The sequence below is a fragment of the Caulobacter sp. KR2-114 genome (assembly GCF_049446115.1).
Classification (GTDB): Bacteria; Pseudomonadota; Alphaproteobacteria; order Caulobacterales; family Caulobacteraceae; genus Acaudatibacter.
This window is the reverse complement of record NZ_JBMSEC010000002.1, coordinates 1,010,831-1,029,386: the sequence shown is the minus strand read 5'-3', so window position 1 is coordinate 1,029,386 and position 18,556 is coordinate 1,010,831. Positions and strand designations below refer to the sequence as shown.

Sequence of the window (18,556 nt, the reverse complement as noted above, 5' to 3'; positions counted from 1 at the left end):
ACCCCGCGCGGCGAGAGAAGCGCGATCACCAGAAGCGCGACCACCAGAAGCGCGATCACCCAGGCGGGCGGGCCGCCGGCTCGTCGGCCGCATCCTCGATCACCGCCGCCGCCTCGTCCAGGCCCCGCCGGCGCGCCGCCTGCGCCGGGGTCAGGCCCAGCGGATTGCGGAACGCCGGATCGGCGCCGTGGGCCAGCAACAGCTCCGCCACCTCGACCGCCCGATCCTCGTCGTCCGGCAGGCAGAACAGGGCCGGCTCGCCCGGCCGGTCCTGGCGGTTGGCCCGGTCCGGCGCCTCGGCCAGCAGCGCGCGCAGCCGGTCCGTCGCGCCGGCGAAGCACAGGCCGCGGAAGTTGTGGCTGAAGGGCGCGATCAGCGCAGCCATCTGCGGCTGGCCGTTGAAGATCGCATGGGTCAGCGGCGCGCCGCCGTAGCGCTGCTCGAACGGGTCGATCGCGGCGCCGCGGTCGATCAGCAGCCGCGCGATGTCCGCCGCGCCGACATGGGTGGTGACGTGCAGGGCGGTCAGGCCCTTGTCGTCGGCGACGTCCGGCGACATGCCGAGGTCGAGCAGGGCCAGCGCCACCTCGGCGCGCTGGCGGCGGATGGCGACGAACATGGCCTCGGGCGCGCCCAGGAACGCCGGATGCGCCTGGGCCAGGTGGCGCAGCGCGGCGAGGTCGCCGGTGGCCGCGGCGGCCAGGAAACGCTCCTGGTCGGAGAGCGCCGGGCGCACAGCGCCATGCGCCTCCAGCAGCGCGACCACGTCGAGGCGCCCGGTCAGCAGGGCGTGCTTGATCACCGGCTCGCGGGAATAGAAGTTCACGCCGTTGGCGTCCGCGCCGTGCGCCAGCAGCCAGCGCGCCTGTTCGATGTGGTCGGGGACGGCGTTGCCCAGCAGATAGGCCAGGGCGCTGGCGGCCCGCGCGCCGCCCAGGGCCTCGGGCGCCGGGCCGGTCCAGCGCCCGGTCTCGCCGCGCGCCGCGGACGCCGACCACAGCCGCTGCAGCCACTCGGTGGAGTCCGGGCCGAGCGAGGTGTTGTACAGCGCCTGGGCCGCCATCGGGTCGGCGCCACGCGCCAGCAGCAGGTCGGCGAAGGCCTGCGCCTGGGGATGCTCCGACTGGCCGGCCTCGCCGCCGCCGATCACCCCGACCAGGGGCGTGAACTCGGGGGTCTCGTCCGACCAGCCGGCGTCCGGGTCGGCCCCGGCGTCCAGCAGCAGGGTGGCGATGCTCAGGGCGTCGCTCATGCCCTCGGCCGGCAGCCGCGCATAGGCCAGGCGCAGCAGCGGCGTCCAGCCGTCGAAGTCGCTGCGATCGCGCACAAGGTCCGGGTCGCGCTGCAGGAAGCCGCGCACCGCGGCCAGGTCGTGCGCCGCCACGGCGGTGTGGATGTCGCGCCGGGCGAGCTCCGGGTGCCGGGCCAGCAGCCGGGCGGCCAGCGCGCCGCGCGCGGGTCCGTCGGCCTCGTAGTCGCCCCACTTGCGGGTGGCGGGCGAGGTTCCGTAGCGGTTGGCGGCCTTCTCCAGGAACAGGCGCACGCGCTCGGCGGCGGTGCGGGCGCGATCCTCCAGCTCCTGGCGCAGCGCCGCCCAACTGGCGAAGCCGTGTTCTCGGGCCAGCGCCTGCTGCACCTCGCGCAGCTTTGGCGCGCCGGCGTGACCGGGCATGGCGCGCCGGAACCGCTCCGACGCCCTGGCGTCGCCGGTGGTGATCGCCTTGCGCCAACGCCTGGCTTCGCCGCGAAGGGCGTCAAGGTTGGACTTCGCGGTGAGCGAACGGACGGGGGGTGTGGTGTCGGGCATGGGACCTGCTTCCGAAAGTCGCCTGATGTCCGCTTCGCAGGCCGGAAGAAGGTGCGATGACGTCGGTAGGACCGAAGTGGGTGGGAGCCAGGCTCCCTTGCCGCGGACAGGAGGCGCCCCAAGCGCTCTGTGATCATCTAGCCGCGGGCTCGCGCGGGTGTCAACGCGGCCCCCGGCGGCCGTGCGCGGCGGCACGGCGCCTGGAAATTGACCTCGGAGCGGGCCCGCGGCCTGCGGGGCGCGGCGGCCTTTGACGCCGGCGGGCGATGTTCATAGACATGTCATCCTAAGGGCGATGCGGCGCGCGACTCCGGCCTCGGAGGGCTGCGCTGCAGCGGGGGTTGGTCGGATGGACGATCGACAGGCCAGGCTGGACTGGTTCAAGGCCGTGATCCTGCCGCACGAGCGGGAGGTGCGCGCGCGCCTGCGGCGTGTGGCGCCGTCGGGCTACGACATCGACAACCTGGTCGCCGAGAGCCTGGCCCGGGCCTACACGGCCAAGGATTTCGGCCGGGTGACGGCCGGGCGCGCCTATCTGTTCGCCATCGCCCGCAACCTGCTGCTCGATAGCGCACGCCGCGACACCATCGTCTCGCTGGACTTCGTCGCCGACCTGGACGTGCTGCGCGCGGACGACAGCCTGGAAGCCGGCCTGACGGCGCGCGACGAGCTGCGCAGGCTGCACGCGGTGATCGAAAAATTGCCAACGCAATGCAGACGCGTCTTCATCCTGAGACGTGTGTACGATTATTCCCCGGGCGAGATAGCGGAGAGTCTGGCGCTATCGGTTTCTACGGTGGAGAAGCACCTCGCCAAGGCGATCCGGCTTGTGGCCAAGGGGCTGGCAGAATCTGAGGAAGGGCGTGTCGGGCGAGCCGTCGACAATCAAGCGGGATCTGGCAGCGCTCGAGGACACCGCCTGCGCCTACGTCGCTAGGCTGGCGAACGGCGCCAGCGAGGCCGAGCGCCGCGAGATCGAGGCGTGGATCGACGCCGATCCGCACCATGCGGTGGCGTTCGCCCGCATGGAAGCGGCGTGGGAGGCGTCAGAACGCCTGCGCGCCAGTCCGCCCGCCATGGAGGCGACGGCCGCCGCTCCGCCGCCTGAGAACCGGCCCGCCCGGCGCGGGGTGATCGGGGCCCTGGCGGCGGCCTGCGCCGTCGGCGGGATCGCCACAGGCGCCTGGCTGCATGCCCGCGACCAGAGGCTCTATCGCACCGGCGTCGGCGAGCGGCGCACCGTGCGGCTGGACGACGGCTCGAGCGTGGAGCTGAACACCGCGTCCACCATCGAGGTGGCGATGCACGCCCACCGCCGCGACGTGCGGCTGGTGCAGGGCGAAGCCCTGTTCGAGGTGGCGCACGACGCCGCCCGCCCGTTCTGGGTCACCGCCGGCCAGGCCAGGTTCCGCGCCGTGGGCACCGCCTTCAACGTGCGCATCCGCAGCCAGGTGGTGGAGCTGACGGTCACCCAGGGGGTGGTGGCGGTCTCGGCCGTCGGCAAGCCCGACCAGGCGACCGCGCCGCACATCGCCGCCGGCCACGGGGCGGTGGTCGATGGCGGCGCCATCGCCGCGACGGCGCTGGCCGACGACACCCTTCGCCAGCGCACCGCCTGGCAGAGCGGGGTGCTGGAGTTCAACGGCGAGACCCTGACCCAGGCGGTGGACGAGCTGAACCGCTATCAGCGGCGCCCCATCGTGATCGGCGACCAGCGCATCGCCGACATCCGCATCGGCGGCCGCTTCCAGGTGAACGAGGCGGACAAGTTCCTCACCGCCGTCTCCTCGGCCTTTCCGGTCGACGTGCGGCGCACCGACGACGGCGGCGTGCTGCTGACCGCGCGCGTCGAAAAATCTTCCGATCCCGGATAGCGGTTTCCAAACGCCCGCCCGTCTCCCCGGGTGAAGGTTCTTCATCGGCGGGGGATGCGAAGATGATGCGAGACTGGCGGACGGCCCTTCTGGCCGGGGCGGGCGTGGCGGCCGTGGCGATGGCGGCGGGGCCGGCGGCGGCGCAGGACCAGGCGGTGGACTTCCACATCGCCGCCCAGCCGATGGACAAGGCGATCAACGCCCTGTCGGCCCAGTCGGGCGTGCGGGTGCTGTATCCCTACGACCAGGTCGCCGGGCTGACCTCGCCAACCATCAGCGGGCGGATGCCGGCCAGGGCCGCGCTGCAGCGGCTGATCGCCCACACCCCCTTGCGCATCTCCCTGGTGCAGAACGGCCTGATCGCCCTCAGCGCACCGGTCAAGCCGGCCTCGCCGGGGGTGACCAAGGTCGGCACCGCGCCGGTCGCCGCCAGCGTGGCCACGGTGGCCGCCACCGCGGCGGCCCAGGTCCAGGCGACCGATCCCGGCTCGCCCCCGCCGCCGGCGCCGCCCGGCAAGACCGAGGCGGCCGCCGACACCCCGGCCGAGATCGGCGAGGTCACCGTCACCGGCGTGCGCGGCCGTCCGCGCACGGTGATGGACAGCCCCACGCCGATCGACGTGCTGGGGCAGGGCGACCTGGAGAAGACCGGCCGCGTGGGCGTGTTCCAGGCGATGCAGACCCTGGTGCCCTCGTTCAACCAGCCGTTCCGCGCCGGCGGCGGCACGGCGACGATCATCTCCACCGGCGGCCTGCGCGGGCTCAATCCCGACCAGACCCTGGTGCTGGTCAACGGCAAGCGCCGGCACAAGACCTCGCTGATCAACGCCGTCTCGTCGCTGTACAACGGCTCGGTCCCGGCCGACCTGGACATGCTGCCGACCACCGGCATCGGCCGCATCGAGGTGCTGCGCGACGGCGCCGCGGCGCAGTACGGCTCCGACGCCATCGCCGGGGTGATCAACATCATCCTCAAGGACAAGCCGGGCGGCCTGCTGACCGCCACGGCCGGCCAGAACATCGACCGCAGCGACGGCCAGTACGTGCAGCTGGGCGGCGAGTACGGCTTCAGGGCCACCGACAAGGGCTTCTTCACGGCCTTCTTCAACTACAAGGACCAGAAGAGCTCCAACCGGGCCAATCCGGTGGCGCCCTCGGTGCAGATCTATCCGAAGATCAACGGCCAGCTGGATCCGCGCGAGGCCTCGGTCAACCGGCTGATCACCTGGAACTACGGCCAGCTGCCGCAGCGCGGGGCAAACCTGGGGTACAACGGCCACTACGACCTGAACGACAATGTGCAGTTCTATTCCTTCGGCACCTACAGCTGGCGCCGGTCGGACCTGAACTTCACCTTCCGCTCGCCGAACAGCGCCAACACCATCCCGCAGCTGTACCCGGAAGGCTTCCGTCCCGACCTGGTGATCGAGGAGAACGACTACGAGTTCGCGGTCGGCGCGCGCGGCGTGTTCCACGGCTGGAACTGGGACCTGTCGTCGACCTACGGCTACAACGGCGCCCGCGAGAACGTCTATCAGAGCGAGAACGCCAGCCTGGGCCCGGCCAGCCCGACGCAGTTCTACGTCGGCATGCTGGAATCCACCGAGTGGGTGAACTCCCTGGACCTGACCCGCGACTTCAAGTCGGACTCCTGGGGCGACATGCAGGTGTCGCTGGGCGCGCAGCATCGGCGCGAGACTTACCAGGTCAGCGCCGGCGAGCCGGCCAGCTATGCGGCCGGCACGTACCAGATCCCGGCCGGCCAGCCGTTCGCCGGCACCCTGCTGGCCACCGGCGCCCAGGCGGCGCCCGGCTTCCAGCCCACCGACGCCTCGTTCTCGGCGCGCAACAACTACGCGGTCTACGCCGAGTTCGGCTACACGCCGATCAAGAAGCTCTTCCTGGACGGCGCGGTGCGCTACGAGGACTACGACGACTCCTCGGGCTCGACGGTGATCGGCAAGGTCAGCGGCCGCTACGAGTTGACCTCGTGGCTGTCACTGCGCGGTGCGGTGAGCAACGGCTTCCGCGCCCCGGCCCTGGCCCAGGAGCACTATGCCGCCAGTTCCAGCCAGTTCCGGCTGGTGAACGGCGTGCTGACCCTGCTGCAGATCAAGACCCTGCCGGTGAACTCCCCCGCGGCGATCGCCCTGGGCGCCCAGCCGCTGAAGCCCGAGACCTCGCGCAACTACAGCGTGGGCGTGACCCTGTCGCCGATCTCGCACTTCAACGTCACGGTGGACGCCTACCAGATCGACGTCGATCACCGGATCGCCATCACCAGCACCCTGACCGGGGCCGCGGTGAACACCATCCTGACCAACAACGGCCTGCCGGCCAATCTCAGCGCCCAGTACTACACCAACGCCATCAACACCCGCACGCGCGGCATCGACGTGGTGGCCACCTACCAGCTGGACCTGGACGCCTGGGGGCAGCTGAAGCTGAACTTCGGCTACAACTACAACCAGAACACCATCACCCACATCATCGCCAATCCCTCGCAGCTGTCCGCCCTCGGCTCGGGCTTCGTGCTGTTCGACCGGCTTAGCCAGGGCTACCTGACTACCGCCCTGCCGAAGGACAAGATCGCCCTGGGCGGCAACTGGAGCTGGCGCAAGTTCGAGCTGAACCTGAGGGCGACGCGCTACGGCGGCTTCACCGTGCTGCAGAACCCGGCGACGCCCGCGGTCGCGGACCAGACCTTCCGGGCGAAGTGGATCACGGACCTGGAGCTGGCCTACCACCTGCCCAACAACTTCACCGTGGCCGTGGGCGCCAACAACCTGTTCAACGTCTATCCGAGCGCCGCGGGAACCTACAACGTCAACCTCGGCTCGGGCCAATATCCGGGCACCTCGCCGTTCGGCTTCACCGGCGGGTCCTATTACGGCCGGGTGATGTGGAGCTTCTGACGGGTCGCGAAGACGGCCGAGCTTGAGGGGAGCGGTACACGATGCGCAAGCGGACCTTCCTGGCGGGGCTGTCGGCGGGGCTGGGCGCCCTGGCGGCGGACGTCCTGCCCTCCGGCGCCCTGGCCGAGAGCGTGGCCGGCGGCCGGGGCGAGATCCTGTGGGACAGCTATGGCGTGCCGCACGTCTACGGCAAGGACGAGGCGGCGGTGTTCTACGGCTTCGGCTGGGCCCAGGCGCACAACCACGGCGACATCGTCGTGCGGCTGTACGGCGAGGCGCGCGGCCGGGCGGCGGAATACTGGGGCGAGAGCCAGGCCGCGTCGGACCGCTGGGTGCTGAGCAACGGCATCCCCGAGCGCGCCGCCGCCTGGTATCGCGCCTCCAGCCCGAAGTTCCGGCGCAACCTTGACGCCTTCGCCGAGGGGATCAACGCCTTCGCCAAGGCCAATCCGGGCAAGATCGATCCCAAGGTGGCGGTGGTGCTGCCGGTGACCGGCGTCGACGTGATGGCCCACGCCCATCGGCTGATGAACTACATCTACATCGCGCCGGAGGAGAAGACGACCGGCGGGACCGATCCGGCGGCGCACGCCGGCTCCAACGCCTGGGCCGTGGCGCCGTCGAAATCCGCCAGCGGAAACACGATGTTGCTGGCCAATCCTCACCTGCCGTGGCCGACCAGCTTCTTCACCTATTTCGAGGCCGACCTGAACGGGCCGGGCATCAAGATGTACGGCGCCACCCAGGTGGGCCTGCCGGTGCTGCGGTTCTGCTTCAACGACCGGATGGGCTTCACCAACACGGTCAACACCCTGCTGGGCGCCACCAACTACGAGCTCAAGGTGCAGGGCGACGGCTACCTGTTCGACGGCAAGGTGCTGCCGTTCAAGGTGACCACCCGCAGCTACAAGGTCCGACAGGCCGACGGCACGCTGAAGACCGAGATCCTCACCATCCGCTCATCTGTTCACGGGCCCACGTTCACGCGCGCCGACGGGCGCACCATCGCCCTGCGGGTCGCGGGGCTCGATCGGCCGGGCGGGCTGGAACAGTACTGGGACATGGGCAAGTCGAAGAGCTTCGACGAGCTGCAGACCATCCTGAAGCGGCTGCAGGTGTCGAAGTTCAACATCGTCTACGCCGACAAGGAAGGCCACATCCTCTACCTGGACAACGGCATCCTGCCCAAGCACCCGTCAGGCGACGTGGCCTACTGGGACGGTTTCGTGCCGGGCGACACCTCGGCCACCCTGTGGACCGACGTGCACGGCTACGACGACCTGCCCAAGGTGGTCGATCCGCCCACCGGCTGGGTGCAGAACACCAACGACCCGCCGTGGGTCGCCACCTATCCGCAGGTGATCCATCACAAGGACTATCCGGCCTATGTGGCGCCGCCGGGGCCGGAGACCCTGCGCTCGCAGCAGTCAGCGCACCTGCTGGCCGACGCCGGCAAGCTGAGCTTCGACGACTTCGTCAAGCGCAAGCTGTCGACCCACACCCTGATGGCCGACCGTCTGCTGCCCGACCTGATCCCCGCCGCCGAAGCGGATCCCGATCCGGAGGTGCAGGCCGCCGCCGCCCTGCTGAAGGCCTGGGACCGCGAGACCGTCGGCGACAGCCGCGCGGCGCTGCTGTTCGAGACCTTCGCCGGCAAGTTCGCGCCGGGCAACTTCCTGGGCCAGGCCAACTACAAGGTGAAGTGGTCGGCCGAGGCGCCGATCGACACGCCCACCGGCATCGCCGATCCCGCCAAGGCGGTGGGGCTGCTGAAGGCCGCCATCGCCGAGACCAAGGCCAGGTACGGCGCCATCGACCGCCCGTTCGGCGAGGTCTCGCGCTTCCACATCGACGACGTGAACCTGCCGGGCAACGGCGGCTTCGGCAACACCGGCATCTTCCGCACCATCACCTGGGGGCCGCTGAAGAACGGCGAGCGCACGCCGCAGCACGGCGAGACCTGGGTGTCGCTGGTGGAGTTCTCCAGTCCGATCAAGGCGGTGGGGCTGATGAGCTACGGCAATGCCAGCCAGCCCGGCTCGCCGCACCGCGCCGACCAGCTGAAGCACCTGTCGGACAAGACCCTGCGCACCCTGTGGACCACCCGCGCCGAGGTCGAGCAGCACCTGGAAGCGCGCACCGCGCTGTGATTTTCGGAGGAAGAGCCATGAAGACCAACCTGATCAGCGTGATCGCCGCCGGGGCGATGGTGTTCAGCGCCAGCGCGGCCTTCGCCGCCAGCCACGACGGAGCCTGGACCCTGGATCCAGCCCGCTCGTTCTGGAGCAACACCGGCAAGCTGCCGGCCAACTTCAAGCTGACGGTCAACTTCACCTTCAGCCCGAACAAGCTCACCTATCACTCGGTGAATACGACCAATCCGGACAAGCCGTACATCAGCGACCACGTCACCGCCCTGGACGGTTCGATCACCCCGTTCGCCAACCAGGAACGGTTCAACCAGGTCTCCGTCACCCAGACCGACCCCGACAACCTGCAGATCCTGAAGATGAAGGACGGCGACGTGATCGCCGGCGAGTTCTGGACCTTCAACGCCGACGGCAAGACCGCCATCCGCCGCGGCGTCGGCAAGTCCCCGGAAGGCAAGTCCCACGCCTACCAGGAGTTCTTCGTCAAACAGTAGGGATCGCGCGGCCCCTCACCCTCCCACGCCCTGACGGGCGCGGGCCCCTTCCTCTCCCTGAAGGGAGAGGAGTCGCTTTTTCCTCTCCCTCGAGGGAGAGGAAGGGGCCCGATCGCGCAGCGAGCGGGAAGGTGAGGGGCCGCGCCGGCCCTTGCCCCGCCCCTCAGTCCGTCTCGATCTGGCTGGTGCGCTTGGTCTCGGGCATGCGCAGGTAGACGATCAGCGACAGGGCGATCATCGCGGTCACGTACCAGTAGAAGGCGCTCTCGATCTTCGCCTGCTTGAACCACAGGGCGACGTATTCGGCGGTGCCGCCGAACAGGGTGTTGGCCAGGGCGTAGGGCAGGGCGACGCCCAGGGCGCGGATGTGGGTGGGGAACAGCTCGGCCTTCACCACGGCGTTGATCGCCGTATAGCCGGTGACGATCACCAGGGCGCCCAGCACCAGCAGGAAGGCCTCGAAGGCGCTGGAGGCGCTCTCCAGGGCGTGGAAGATCGGCCAGGTCAGGGCCGCGCCCAGCACGCCGAACGCCACCATCAGCGGCTTGCGCCCGATCCGGTCGGACAGGGCCCCGGCCGCCGGCTGCAGCAGCATGTAGATGAACAGGGCCGCGGTGGTGATCTCGGTGGCCGTCTCGCGGCTGAAGCCCGAGGTGTTGACCAGGAACTTCTGCATGTAGGTCGAGTAGGCGTAGAAGGCCAAGGTGCCGCCGGCGGTCAGCGCCATCACCATCAGCGCCTGCTTCGGGTGCCGGCGGAACAGCAGCCAGACGCTGGAGGCCAGCATGTCGTCGGCCTTGGCCTGGGTGAAGCTCTCGGTCTCGGCCAGCCGCCGGCGGATCAGGTAGACGGCCACCGCCAGCACCCCGCCCACGGCGAACGGAATGCGCCAGCCCCACTGCTCGAGCGCCTTCACCGGCAGTTGCGCCTGCAGCACCAGCAGCACGCACAGCGCGATCAGCTGGCCGCTGATCAGCGTCACGTACTGGAAGCTGGAATAGAAGCCGCGGCTGTCGCGGCGGGCCATCTCCGACAGGTAGGTGGCGCTGGCGCCGTACTCGCCGCCGACGGACAGGCCCTGCATCAGCCGCGCCAGCAGCAGGATCGCCGGGGCGAACACGCCGATGCGGTCGTAGCCGGGGGTGACGGCGATCATCAGCGAGCCGGCGCACATCAGCGTCACCGACACCGTCAGCCCCGCCTTGCGCCCGTGCCGGTCGGCGTAGACCCCCATGATCCAGGCGCCGATCGGGCGCATCACGAAGCCGACGGCGAACACCGCCGCCGCGCTCAGCAGCTGCGCCGTGGAGTCGTCCGACGGGAAGAACACCGGCGCGAAATACAGGGTGAAGGCGGAATAGACGTACCAGTCGTACCATTCGACCAGGTTGCCGGCCGAACCGCCGATGATCGAGACGAGCCGGCGGCCCTCGTGGTCGTTACGCACCCTGGTCACTCGCTCCGCCCGACGCTGTCCGTCCCCTGATATGGAAAGAACGGCCGGGGCGGCGAACTCCGCTATCGCGGGCCGCCGCCGCCGGGGATCATTCGCTGACGCGGATCAGCATCTTGCCGGCGTTGCGGCCCTCGAACAGGCCGATCAGCCCCTCCGGCGCGCGCTGGAAGCCGTCCAGCACCGTCTCCTGGTACTGCATCTGGCCCGAGGCCAGCCAGCCGGCCATGTCGGCCTGGAACTGGGCGTAGAGGTGGTTGAAGTCGCTGGCGACGAAGCCCTCCATGCGCACGCGCTTGTAGATCATCAGCGGCAGGTTCTTCACGCCCTGGCGGTCGCCGTTGTAGGTCGAGATCATGCCGCACACCGGAATGCGCCCGCGCACGTTCATCAGCGGCAGGGCGGCGTCCAGGTGCTCGCCGCCGACGTTCTCGAAATAGACGTCGATGCCCTTGGGCGCGGCGGCGGCCAGCGACTGGGCCAGCGGAGCGTCGTGGTAGTTGATCACCGCGTCCAGCCTGGCCGTGTCGCGCAGCCAGGCGGCCTTGTCGGCCGAGCCGGTCGAGCCGATCACGTAGCAGCCCTTGATCTTGGCGATCTGGGCGGCGACCGAACCCACCGCCCCGGCGGCGGTGGAGACGAACACCTGCTCGCCGTCCTTCAGCGCGCCGGTCTCCAGCAGGCCGCCGTAGGCGGTCAGGCCGGTGCCGCCGAGGGCGTGCATGTAGACGGTCAGGGGCAGGCCGGCCTGCGGGACGACGGGCGCCAGGCCGGCGCCGTCGGAGATGAAGCGCTCCTGCATCCCCGCGCCGTGGCGCACCAGGTCGCCGGCCTTGAACTTCGGATGGCGCGAGGTGAGCACCCGGGCGATGCCGCCGCCCAGCAGCGGGGCGTCCAGCGCCTGGTCGGCGTCGAGGCGCGGGCGCATGTAGGGGTCCACCGACATGATCACCGCCTCGGCCAGCAGCTGGCCGTCCTGCGGTTCGGCGATCGGCGCCTCGACCACGGCGAAGTCCTCGGCGACGGGCTTGCCCTTGGGCCGGCGAACGAGGTGGATCTGACGGGCGACGGCCATGCTTGAAGCTCCAATACCTGGGGCGCGCCGCAGAGACGGTCGCGCGGTTTCCTGTCCGAGGGGCCGCCCGCGGCGCTTGGGAATCGCGCCCGGCGCCGGGCGGATACGCGCCGCCCGGTCTGGTCCAGCCGTCTGTTCAAACAGCTGTTGGCCGGCGCGGACGCTAGCGGCGCCGTCCGGCGGCGTCAAACGCGGCGAGGTGCGAAAACTCAATCTATTCTTCAGGTCTCACAGCCAAGTTTGTGCAAATTCACGGAGTTCGCGACATGTCTCTCGCCGGGGGCGACACGCCCGCACCGCAGACCGCGCCCGGCGTGGCGAGGCGCGATGCGGCCGCCGCCGGCCTGCCCGACGAAGGCCTGGCCCAGGCCGTGGCGCCGCGTGTGGGCCCGGCTTTTGTGGTGGCCGCGGCCAGCGCGCCGGCGGTGGGGCCGGCGATGGCTGGCGGCTGGCTGGCCGCCGTTCTGCTGCTGATCGCGGGTCAGCAGGGCTGGCTGGGCTTCGGGCGTGGCCGCCGCGGCGGGGCGATCTACGGCTGGCTGCGCACCGCCCTCTACGCCCTGATCGCCTCCGACATGGTGCTGTTCTACACCGGCGCGGCGCAGACCTTCGGCGTCACCATGTTCGGCGTGCTGATCTTCCAGATCCTGGTGCGCGACTACGCCCAGCCGCGCCGGCTGTGGATCAGCCTGGCGCCGGTGCTGACCTGCGTGGCGCTGGTGCAGCTGGCCGCCGCGGCGCTGCGCCTCTACCAGGGCCGGCCGCTGGACCTGATCACCCTGTTCGCCACCCCGCTGATCGTCACCGGCGCGCTGCGGTCCCTGTACGGCGACCTCACCGGCAACCGCCGGCGCCTGCGCGAGGCGGCGGCCGCGGCGGCGGCCTCCGCCCGTCGCGCCGAGGAGGCGCACCGCTTCGCCCTGCTGGCCGAGGAGCTGGCCGGGGTCGGCCACTGGCGGCGCGACCTGGTCACCGGCGGCGGCGCCTGGTCGCCGGCGGTATTCCGGGTTTATGGCCTGGACCCGGCGGCCGGCGAGCCGGACTTCGACAGCATGATGGCGCTGTACATCCCCGAGGATCGGGACCTGGTGGCCGCCAACAACGCCGCCCTGATCGAGCATGGGGTGTCCTCGGCGTTCGAGGCGTCGATCCGCAGGCCGGACGGCGAGGTGCGGCGCATCTACGCCAACGCCTCGGCCGAGCGCGACGCCGACGGCCGGGTCACGGCGATCTTCGGCTCGGTGCTCGACGTCACCGAGGCGCGCCAGCGCGAGGCGGCGCTCAGCGAAAGCGAACGGCGCTACCGGCTGCTGGCCGACCGGGCGACGGACGTGATCATCCGCTACGACAACGCCGGCGTCATCGAATACGCCTCGCCCGCGGTGCGCCAGTTCGGCTACGTCCCGGCGGACCTGGTCGGGCGCAGCATGGCCGACTTCATCCATCCGGAGGACCTGAGCGCCATCGTCGAGGTGCGCGGCGCGGCGCTGCGCGAAGAGAACGTCACGGCGCTGCAGCAGCACGAGTTCCGCGCCCGCTGCGCCGACGGAACCTGGGTGTGGTTCCAGGGCAGCCCGGCGCCGCTGCGCGACGAGGAGACCGGCGACGTGGTCGGCGTGGTCACCGCCCTGCGCGACACCACCGCGCGGCGGGCGATGGAGGCGGAGCTGCGCCGCAAGGGCGAGCAGGCCGAGGCCGCCGCCGTGGCCAAGGCCGAGTTCCTGGCCAACATGAGCCACGAGATCCGCACCCCGCTGACCGGGATCATCGGCTTCTCGGACCTGCTGGGCCAGATGCAGGGCCTGCCGGGCCCGGCCCGGGACTATGTCGAGCGCATCACCACCAGCGGGCGGACCCTGCTGGCGGTGGTCAACGACATCCTCGACTTTTCCAAGCTGGAGGCGGGCCAGGTTGAGCTGGATCCGCAGCCGTTCGACACGGCTGCGTTCCTGGGCGACAGCCTGGCGCTGGTGTCCACCCAGGCGCAGGCCAAGGGCCTGGAGCTGGCGCTGCACCTGGACGACGCCGTGCCGGCCCGTCTGACCGCCGACAGCGGCCGCCTGCGCCAGGTAATGCTGAACCTGCTGACCAACGCCATCAAGTTCACCGACGCCGGCGATGTCCGCGTGTCGGCCGGCTACGATCCGGTTCTGAGCCGCCTCTCGGTGGCGGTGAGCGACACCGGCGTCGGCATCCCGGCGGACCGGCTGGAGGGCCTGTTCCAGCGGTTCTATCAGGTGGACGGCTCGGTCAGCCGCCGGCACGGGGGCACGGGCCTGGGCCTGTCGATCTGCAAGACCCTGGTCGGGCTGATGGGCGGCGACATGGCGGTTTCCTCCGTCGAAGGCCAGGGCTCGACCTTCAGCTTCTGGATCGATGCGCCGCCGGCGTCCGCGGCAGCGCCTACTCCGGCCCGCGGCGCCGCCAACGACGCCCCGGCCGCCGCCGCCAGCGCGCGGATCCTGGTGGTCGACGACCTGGAAGCCAACCGACACCTGTTGCGGGCCCTGCTGACGGCCGCCGGCCACCGGGTGGATGAAGCCTCCGGCGGGGCCGAGGCGGTGCGTCGCGTCGAGGATCTGCCGCCCTACGACCTGATCTTCATGGACCTGCAGATGCCCGGCATGGACGGCTTCGCCGCCGCCCGCGCCATCCGCGCCCTGGGCTCCGACGCCGCCGCCACGCCGATCGTGGCGCTCAGCGCCAACGTCCTGGCCGAGCACGTCACCGCCAGCGCCGAGGCCGGCATGAACGATCATATCGGCAAGCCGATCGTGCCGGCCGAGCTGCTGGGCGCGGTGGCCCGCTGGGCGACCGCCGGGGACGACGAGCGCATGGCGTCCACCGACCGCAGGGCGGGTTAGCCGACGGCCGGGCTGTAACCTTCAAGACCGCCACGCGAATGGCGGTAGGGAAGGGGACAGGAGGCCATTGATGTCAGACCCGGAAGCTTCGCCCAGCGACCGCTATTCCCTTGCCGCGCTGCTGCGTCCGCCGGCGCTGGCGCGCCTGGCGCTGATCGGCGCGGTGGCCGTCGCCGGCGCCGGGGCCTTCGCCTGGGCGGGCGGGCTGTTGTCGCCCGGCCGGCTGACCCAGTCGGTGATCATCGACACCTTCGAGGCGGGCGATGGTCCGCATCCGGGCTTTCGCCGCAACCACGCCAAGGGCCTTTGCATGACCGGCTGGTTCGACGGCAGCGGCGCGGCCAGCGCCTATTCCCGCGCGTCGGTGTTCGCTCGCGGACGCACGCCGGTGACCGGCCGCTTCGCCCTGGCCGGCGGCATGCCCCGGGTTCCGGACAGCCCCGGCGCGGTGCGCAGCCTGGCGCTGGACTTCGCCCTGGCCGACGGCGAGCACTGGCGCACGGGCATGGTCGACATCCCGGTCTTCCCGGTGAAGGACCCGCAGGGCTTTCGCGACCAGCTGGTGGCCACCCGGCCGCTGCCGGCCACCGGCCAGCCCGACCCCGCCGCCTTGAAGGCCTTCGTCACCGCGCATCCCGAGGCGATCAAGGCCATCGGCATGATCAAGGCCCAGACGTTCTCGTCCGGCTTCGCCGACGCCCGCTACAACGCCCTCAACGCCTTCTTCCTGGTGGGCCCGGGCGGGCGGCGCACGCCGGTGCGCTGGTCGATGGTTCCCGTGGACCCCTTCGCGCCGGAGCCGGTCACGGCGCCGGCGGGCGACAACTACCTGTTCGAGGCCCTGGCCGCGCGCCTGCGCCGGGGACCGGCGCAGTGGCGCCTGGAGCTGACGCTTGGCGAACCCGGCGATCCGACCAGCGACGCCAGCCAGACCTGGCCTCCCGACCGGCCCAAGGTCGACGCGGGCCTGCTGACCGTGACCTCGGTCGAGCCCGAGACGGCCGGCAACTGCCGCGACATCAACTACGATCCGCTGGTGCTGCCCCAGGGCATCGCCCCCTCCGCCGATCCGCTGCTCTCGGCGCGCTCGGCGGCCTATTCGGTGTCGTTCACCCGGCGGGCGGGCGAGCCGAAATCGCCCAGCGCCGTGCAGCTGTCCGCCCGGCCGGCCCAGGAGGCGCGCTGACCCATGGCCAAGCCCTTCGCCCTGTCGTCGCGCGTGCTGCACTGGACCATGGCCGTGCTGATCCTGGCCATGCTGTTCATCGGCATCGCCATGGTCGCCTCCCTGGCCGACTATCACCGCCTGGTCGCCATCCACCGGCCGCTGGGGGCCCTGATCCTGATCCTGGCGCTGCTGCGCCTGGCCAACCGCTTCCGTCGCCGGCCGCCGCCGCTGCCCGCCGCCATGCCGGCGCTGCTGAAGCTGCCGGCCCAGCTGTCGCACTGGCTGCTGTACGCCCTGATGATCGCCCTGCCGCTGGTCGGCTGGGCCATGCTGTCGGCGGCGGCCTATCCGATCGTCCTTTTCGGTCCGCTGCGCCTGCCGCCGATCGCGCCGCACGACGTCGCCCTGTACGCAACCTTGCGCGCGACGCACACGGTCCTGGCCCTGCTGCTGTTCGCCACCCTGCTGGCTCACGTCTCGGCGGCGCTGATGCATGCGCTGATCTTCCGTGACGGCGTGTTCCAGAGCATGGCCGGCTTCGGCCGCCGGACCACGCCGCGACGCTGAGCGCCTCCGCCCCCCCTTGCAGGCGTGGCGCGCCGGGCGCACCGCTGCTAGGGAGCGCTGGGGACGGCGGAGCGGAAGGCGATGACGACGGGCTTCGAGCGGCAGGGGCCGGCGGTGGCGCAATCGCTGCGCCGGCGCGCGCTCGACGCGGCGCGCCGGCTGCTGGAAAGCGGCGGCGAGGAGGCGTTGCACCTGCGCGCCATCGCCGCCGAGATCGGCGCCGGGGCCGCTTCGCTCTACCACCACTTCACCGGCAAGGACGCCCTGCTGGGCGCGCTGGCCGTGGAGGGCTTCCAGGAGCTCAGCGCCGCCATGGCCCGGGTGGTCGCCGACGGCGAGTTCGTGCGGCAGATCGATGGCGCCTCGGCGGGCTACCTGCGGTTCATGACCGGCAACCTGCAGCTCTACGCCCTGATGTATTCCGAGCGGATCCTGGCCGGCAACGAGGCAGTGCGCGAGGCCGAGGAGCAGATCCTGCGGCGGCTGCAGGAGGCCCTGCGCCACGACGAACGGGTTCCGGCCGACCGCATCGAGGAGGCGGCGCTGGCCTATTCCGCCTTCGGCCGCGGCATCGCCTCCATGCTGCTCAGCCAGGGCGCTTCGGACACCGAGGCGATGCGGGCGCTGGGCCAGAAGATCGTCGCCGGCTTTGCGGTGCTGCTGTCCACCGAGTTCCTGCTGGCCGGGTCGCCGCGGGACGCCTGACAGCGACCCGGAGCCGCAGGGCGAACCTGATCGCCGGTAACCTGTTGTCGAACAGGGTTCGAACATCAATGGATGACAGCTTCGCGCCACCCAGACGGCAGGGACCCTTCATGAGCGATTCGGCGAGCACCCTTCATTCCGCGGCGGAAGCAGCCCGTGAGGCCGCCTATTCGCAGCCGCTGGAGACGTTGAACCCGGCCGATCCCAAGCTGTTCCGCGACGACGCTATGTGGCCGTACTTCGAGCGCCTGCGCGCCGAGGACCCGGTGCACTTCGCGCCCGACAGCGACATCGCCGCGCACTGGGACATCACCCGCTACCAGGACATCGTCGCCGTCGACACCAACCACCAGGTGTTCTCGTCGGAGGGCGGCATCACCCTGCCGCCCAGCCAGGCGGCGATTGACCGGTTGTTGGCCGAGCGCAACGGCGAGAAGATGGAAACCCCGTTCGGCGGTGGTCCCGGCCAGGCCGGCCCGCCGATGTTCATCGCCATGGACCCGCCCAAGCACGACGTGCAGCGCAAGACCGTCAGCCCGGCGGTGTCGCCGCACAACCTGGCGATCCTGGAGCCGATGATCCGGGAGCGCGCCGGCGTCATCCTCGACAGCCTGCCGATCGGCGAGGCGTTCGACTGGGTCGACAAGGTGTCGATGGAACTGACGGCGATGACGCTCGCCACCCTGTTCGGCATGCCGCAGGAGGACCGCCGCAAGCTGACCCGCTGGTCCGACATCGTCATGGCCCAGCCTGGCCACGGCATCGTCGACACCTGGGAACAGAAGCGCGCCGAGATGTTCGAGTACGCCGGCTACTTCATCAACATGTGGAACCAGCGGGTCAATTCCGAGCCCACCGGCGACATGATCTCGATGCTGGCGCACGGCGAATCCACGCGTTCGATGAGCCAGTTCGAATACCTGGGCAACGTGATCCTGCTGACCATCGGCGGCAACGACACCACCCGCAACACCATCACCGGCAGCGTCTATGCGCTGAACAAGTTCCCCGACCAGTACGCCAAGCTGAAGGCCAATCCGGAGCTGATCCCGTCGATGGTGTCCGAGACCATCCGCTGGCAGACGCCGCTGGCGCACATGAAGCGCACGGCGCTGGCCGACTACGAGCTGAACGGCAAGACCATCCGCAAGGGCGACATCGTCGCCATGTGGTACGTGTCAGGCAACCGCGACGACAGCGTGATCGAGAATCCGAACGCCTACGTCATCGACCGCCCGCGCGTGCGCCAGCACCTGTCGTTCGGCTTCGGCATCCACCGCTGCGTCGGCAATCGCGTCGCCGAACTGCAGCTGAAGATCGTCTGGGAAGAGATCCTCAAGCGCTTCCCCGAGATCCGCGTCGTCGAAGAACCCCGCCGCACCCTCTCGACCTTCGTGAAGGGCTACGAGCAGATGATGGTCGAGATCCCGCGGCGGGTTTAGGCGGCCGCCCAATTTACCCACCCCCTTCCGTCACCCTCGGGC

The 18,556-nt window shown here is 70.6% G+C and carries 13 protein-coding genes; 10 read left to right on the top strand and 3 right to left on the bottom strand.

Features of this window, described 5'->3' with window-relative positions; all coding sequences use genetic code 11:
* Positions 1–55 precede the first annotated feature (55 nt).
* On the bottom strand, positions 56–1,807 hold the full coding sequence (locus ACO2Q3_RS11075; RefSeq protein WP_423306640.1) for an ankyrin repeat domain-containing protein: 1,752 nt from the start codon (positions 1,805–1,807) through the stop codon (positions 56–58).
* A gap of 349 nt (positions 1,808–2,156) precedes the next feature.
* On the opposite strand from ACO2Q3_RS11075, the gene ACO2Q3_RS11070 reads away from it, so the two are divergent.
* From ACO2Q3_RS11070 to ACO2Q3_RS11050, 5 genes are all read left to right on the top strand, one after another.
* Positions 2,157–2,744 (top strand): sigma-70 family RNA polymerase sigma factor, encoded by a 588-nt coding sequence (locus ACO2Q3_RS11070; protein ID WP_423306638.1) that lies wholly within the window; start codon positions 2,157–2,159, stop codon positions 2,742–2,744.
* Complete coding sequence (locus ACO2Q3_RS11065) at positions 2,671–3,681, top strand: FecR family protein (protein WP_423306637.1); 1,011 nt, start codon at positions 2,671–2,673, stop codon at positions 3,679–3,681. Before ACO2Q3_RS11070 ends, ACO2Q3_RS11065 begins: the two co-directional genes overlap by 74 nt.
* A 62-nt stretch (positions 3,682–3,743) precedes the next feature.
* Positions 3,744–6,596, top strand: a complete 2,853-nt coding sequence (locus tag ACO2Q3_RS11060) for a TonB-dependent receptor domain-containing protein (RefSeq protein ID WP_423306636.1) — start codon at positions 3,744–3,746, stop codon at positions 6,594–6,596.
* A gap of 41 nt (positions 6,597–6,637) precedes the next feature.
* Positions 6,638–8,746 (top strand): penicillin acylase family protein, encoded by a 2,109-nt coding sequence (locus ACO2Q3_RS11055; protein WP_423306635.1) that lies wholly within the window; start codon positions 6,638–6,640, stop codon positions 8,744–8,746.
* 17 nt (positions 8,747–8,763) lie between these two features.
* Positions 8,764–9,240, top strand: a complete 477-nt coding sequence (locus ACO2Q3_RS11050) for a hypothetical protein (protein ID WP_423306634.1) — start codon at positions 8,764–8,766, stop codon at positions 9,238–9,240.
* A 163-nt stretch (positions 9,241–9,403) separates the two neighbouring features.
* Here ACO2Q3_RS11050 and ACO2Q3_RS11045 read toward each other — a convergent pair whose 3' ends face one another.
* Both ACO2Q3_RS11045 and ACO2Q3_RS11040 read right to left on the bottom strand, forming a co-directional pair.
* On the bottom strand, positions 9,404–10,696 hold the full coding sequence (locus ACO2Q3_RS11045; RefSeq protein WP_423306633.1) for an MFS transporter: 1,293 nt from the start codon (positions 10,694–10,696) through the stop codon (positions 9,404–9,406).
* Positions 10,697–10,784: 88 nt separating this feature from the next.
* Positions 10,785–11,768 carry an NADP-dependent oxidoreductase gene (locus tag ACO2Q3_RS11040; RefSeq protein WP_423306632.1) on the bottom strand — a complete coding sequence of 328 codons (984 nt, stop codon included), beginning with the start codon at positions 11,766–11,768 and terminating at the stop codon, positions 10,785–10,787.
* A gap of 266 nt (positions 11,769–12,034) precedes the next feature.
* Here ACO2Q3_RS11040 and ACO2Q3_RS11035 point away from each other — a divergent pair, with 266 nt between their 5' ends.
* The 5 genes from ACO2Q3_RS11035 (at position 12,035) to ACO2Q3_RS11015 (ending at position 18,514) form a co-directional block, all read left to right on the top strand.
* On the top strand, positions 12,035–14,632 hold the full coding sequence (locus ACO2Q3_RS11035; protein ID WP_423306631.1) for an ATP-binding protein: 2,598 nt from the start codon (positions 12,035–12,037) through the stop codon (positions 14,630–14,632).
* A gap of 70 nt (positions 14,633–14,702) precedes the next feature.
* Positions 14,703–15,818, top strand: a complete 1,116-nt coding sequence (locus ACO2Q3_RS11030) for a catalase family peroxidase (RefSeq protein WP_423306630.1) — start codon at positions 14,703–14,705, stop codon at positions 15,816–15,818.
* Positions 15,819–15,821: 3 nt separating this feature from the next.
* Positions 15,822–16,367, top strand: coding sequence for a cytochrome b (locus ACO2Q3_RS11025; RefSeq protein WP_423306629.1), 546 nt, complete (start codon positions 15,822–15,824; stop codon positions 16,365–16,367).
* 81 nt (positions 16,368–16,448) lie between these two features.
* The gene (locus ACO2Q3_RS11020) at positions 16,449–17,072 is read left to right on the top strand and encodes a TetR/AcrR family transcriptional regulator (RefSeq protein WP_423306627.1); all 624 of its coding nucleotides are present in this window, start codon (positions 16,449–16,451) and stop codon (positions 17,070–17,072) included.
* A gap of 110 nt (positions 17,073–17,182) precedes the next feature.
* Positions 17,183–18,514: a cytochrome P450 gene (locus tag ACO2Q3_RS11015; protein WP_423306626.1), complete on the top strand. Its 1,332-nt coding sequence runs from the start codon at positions 17,183–17,185 to the stop codon at positions 18,512–18,514.
* Positions 18,515–18,556: the final 42 nt, after the last annotated feature.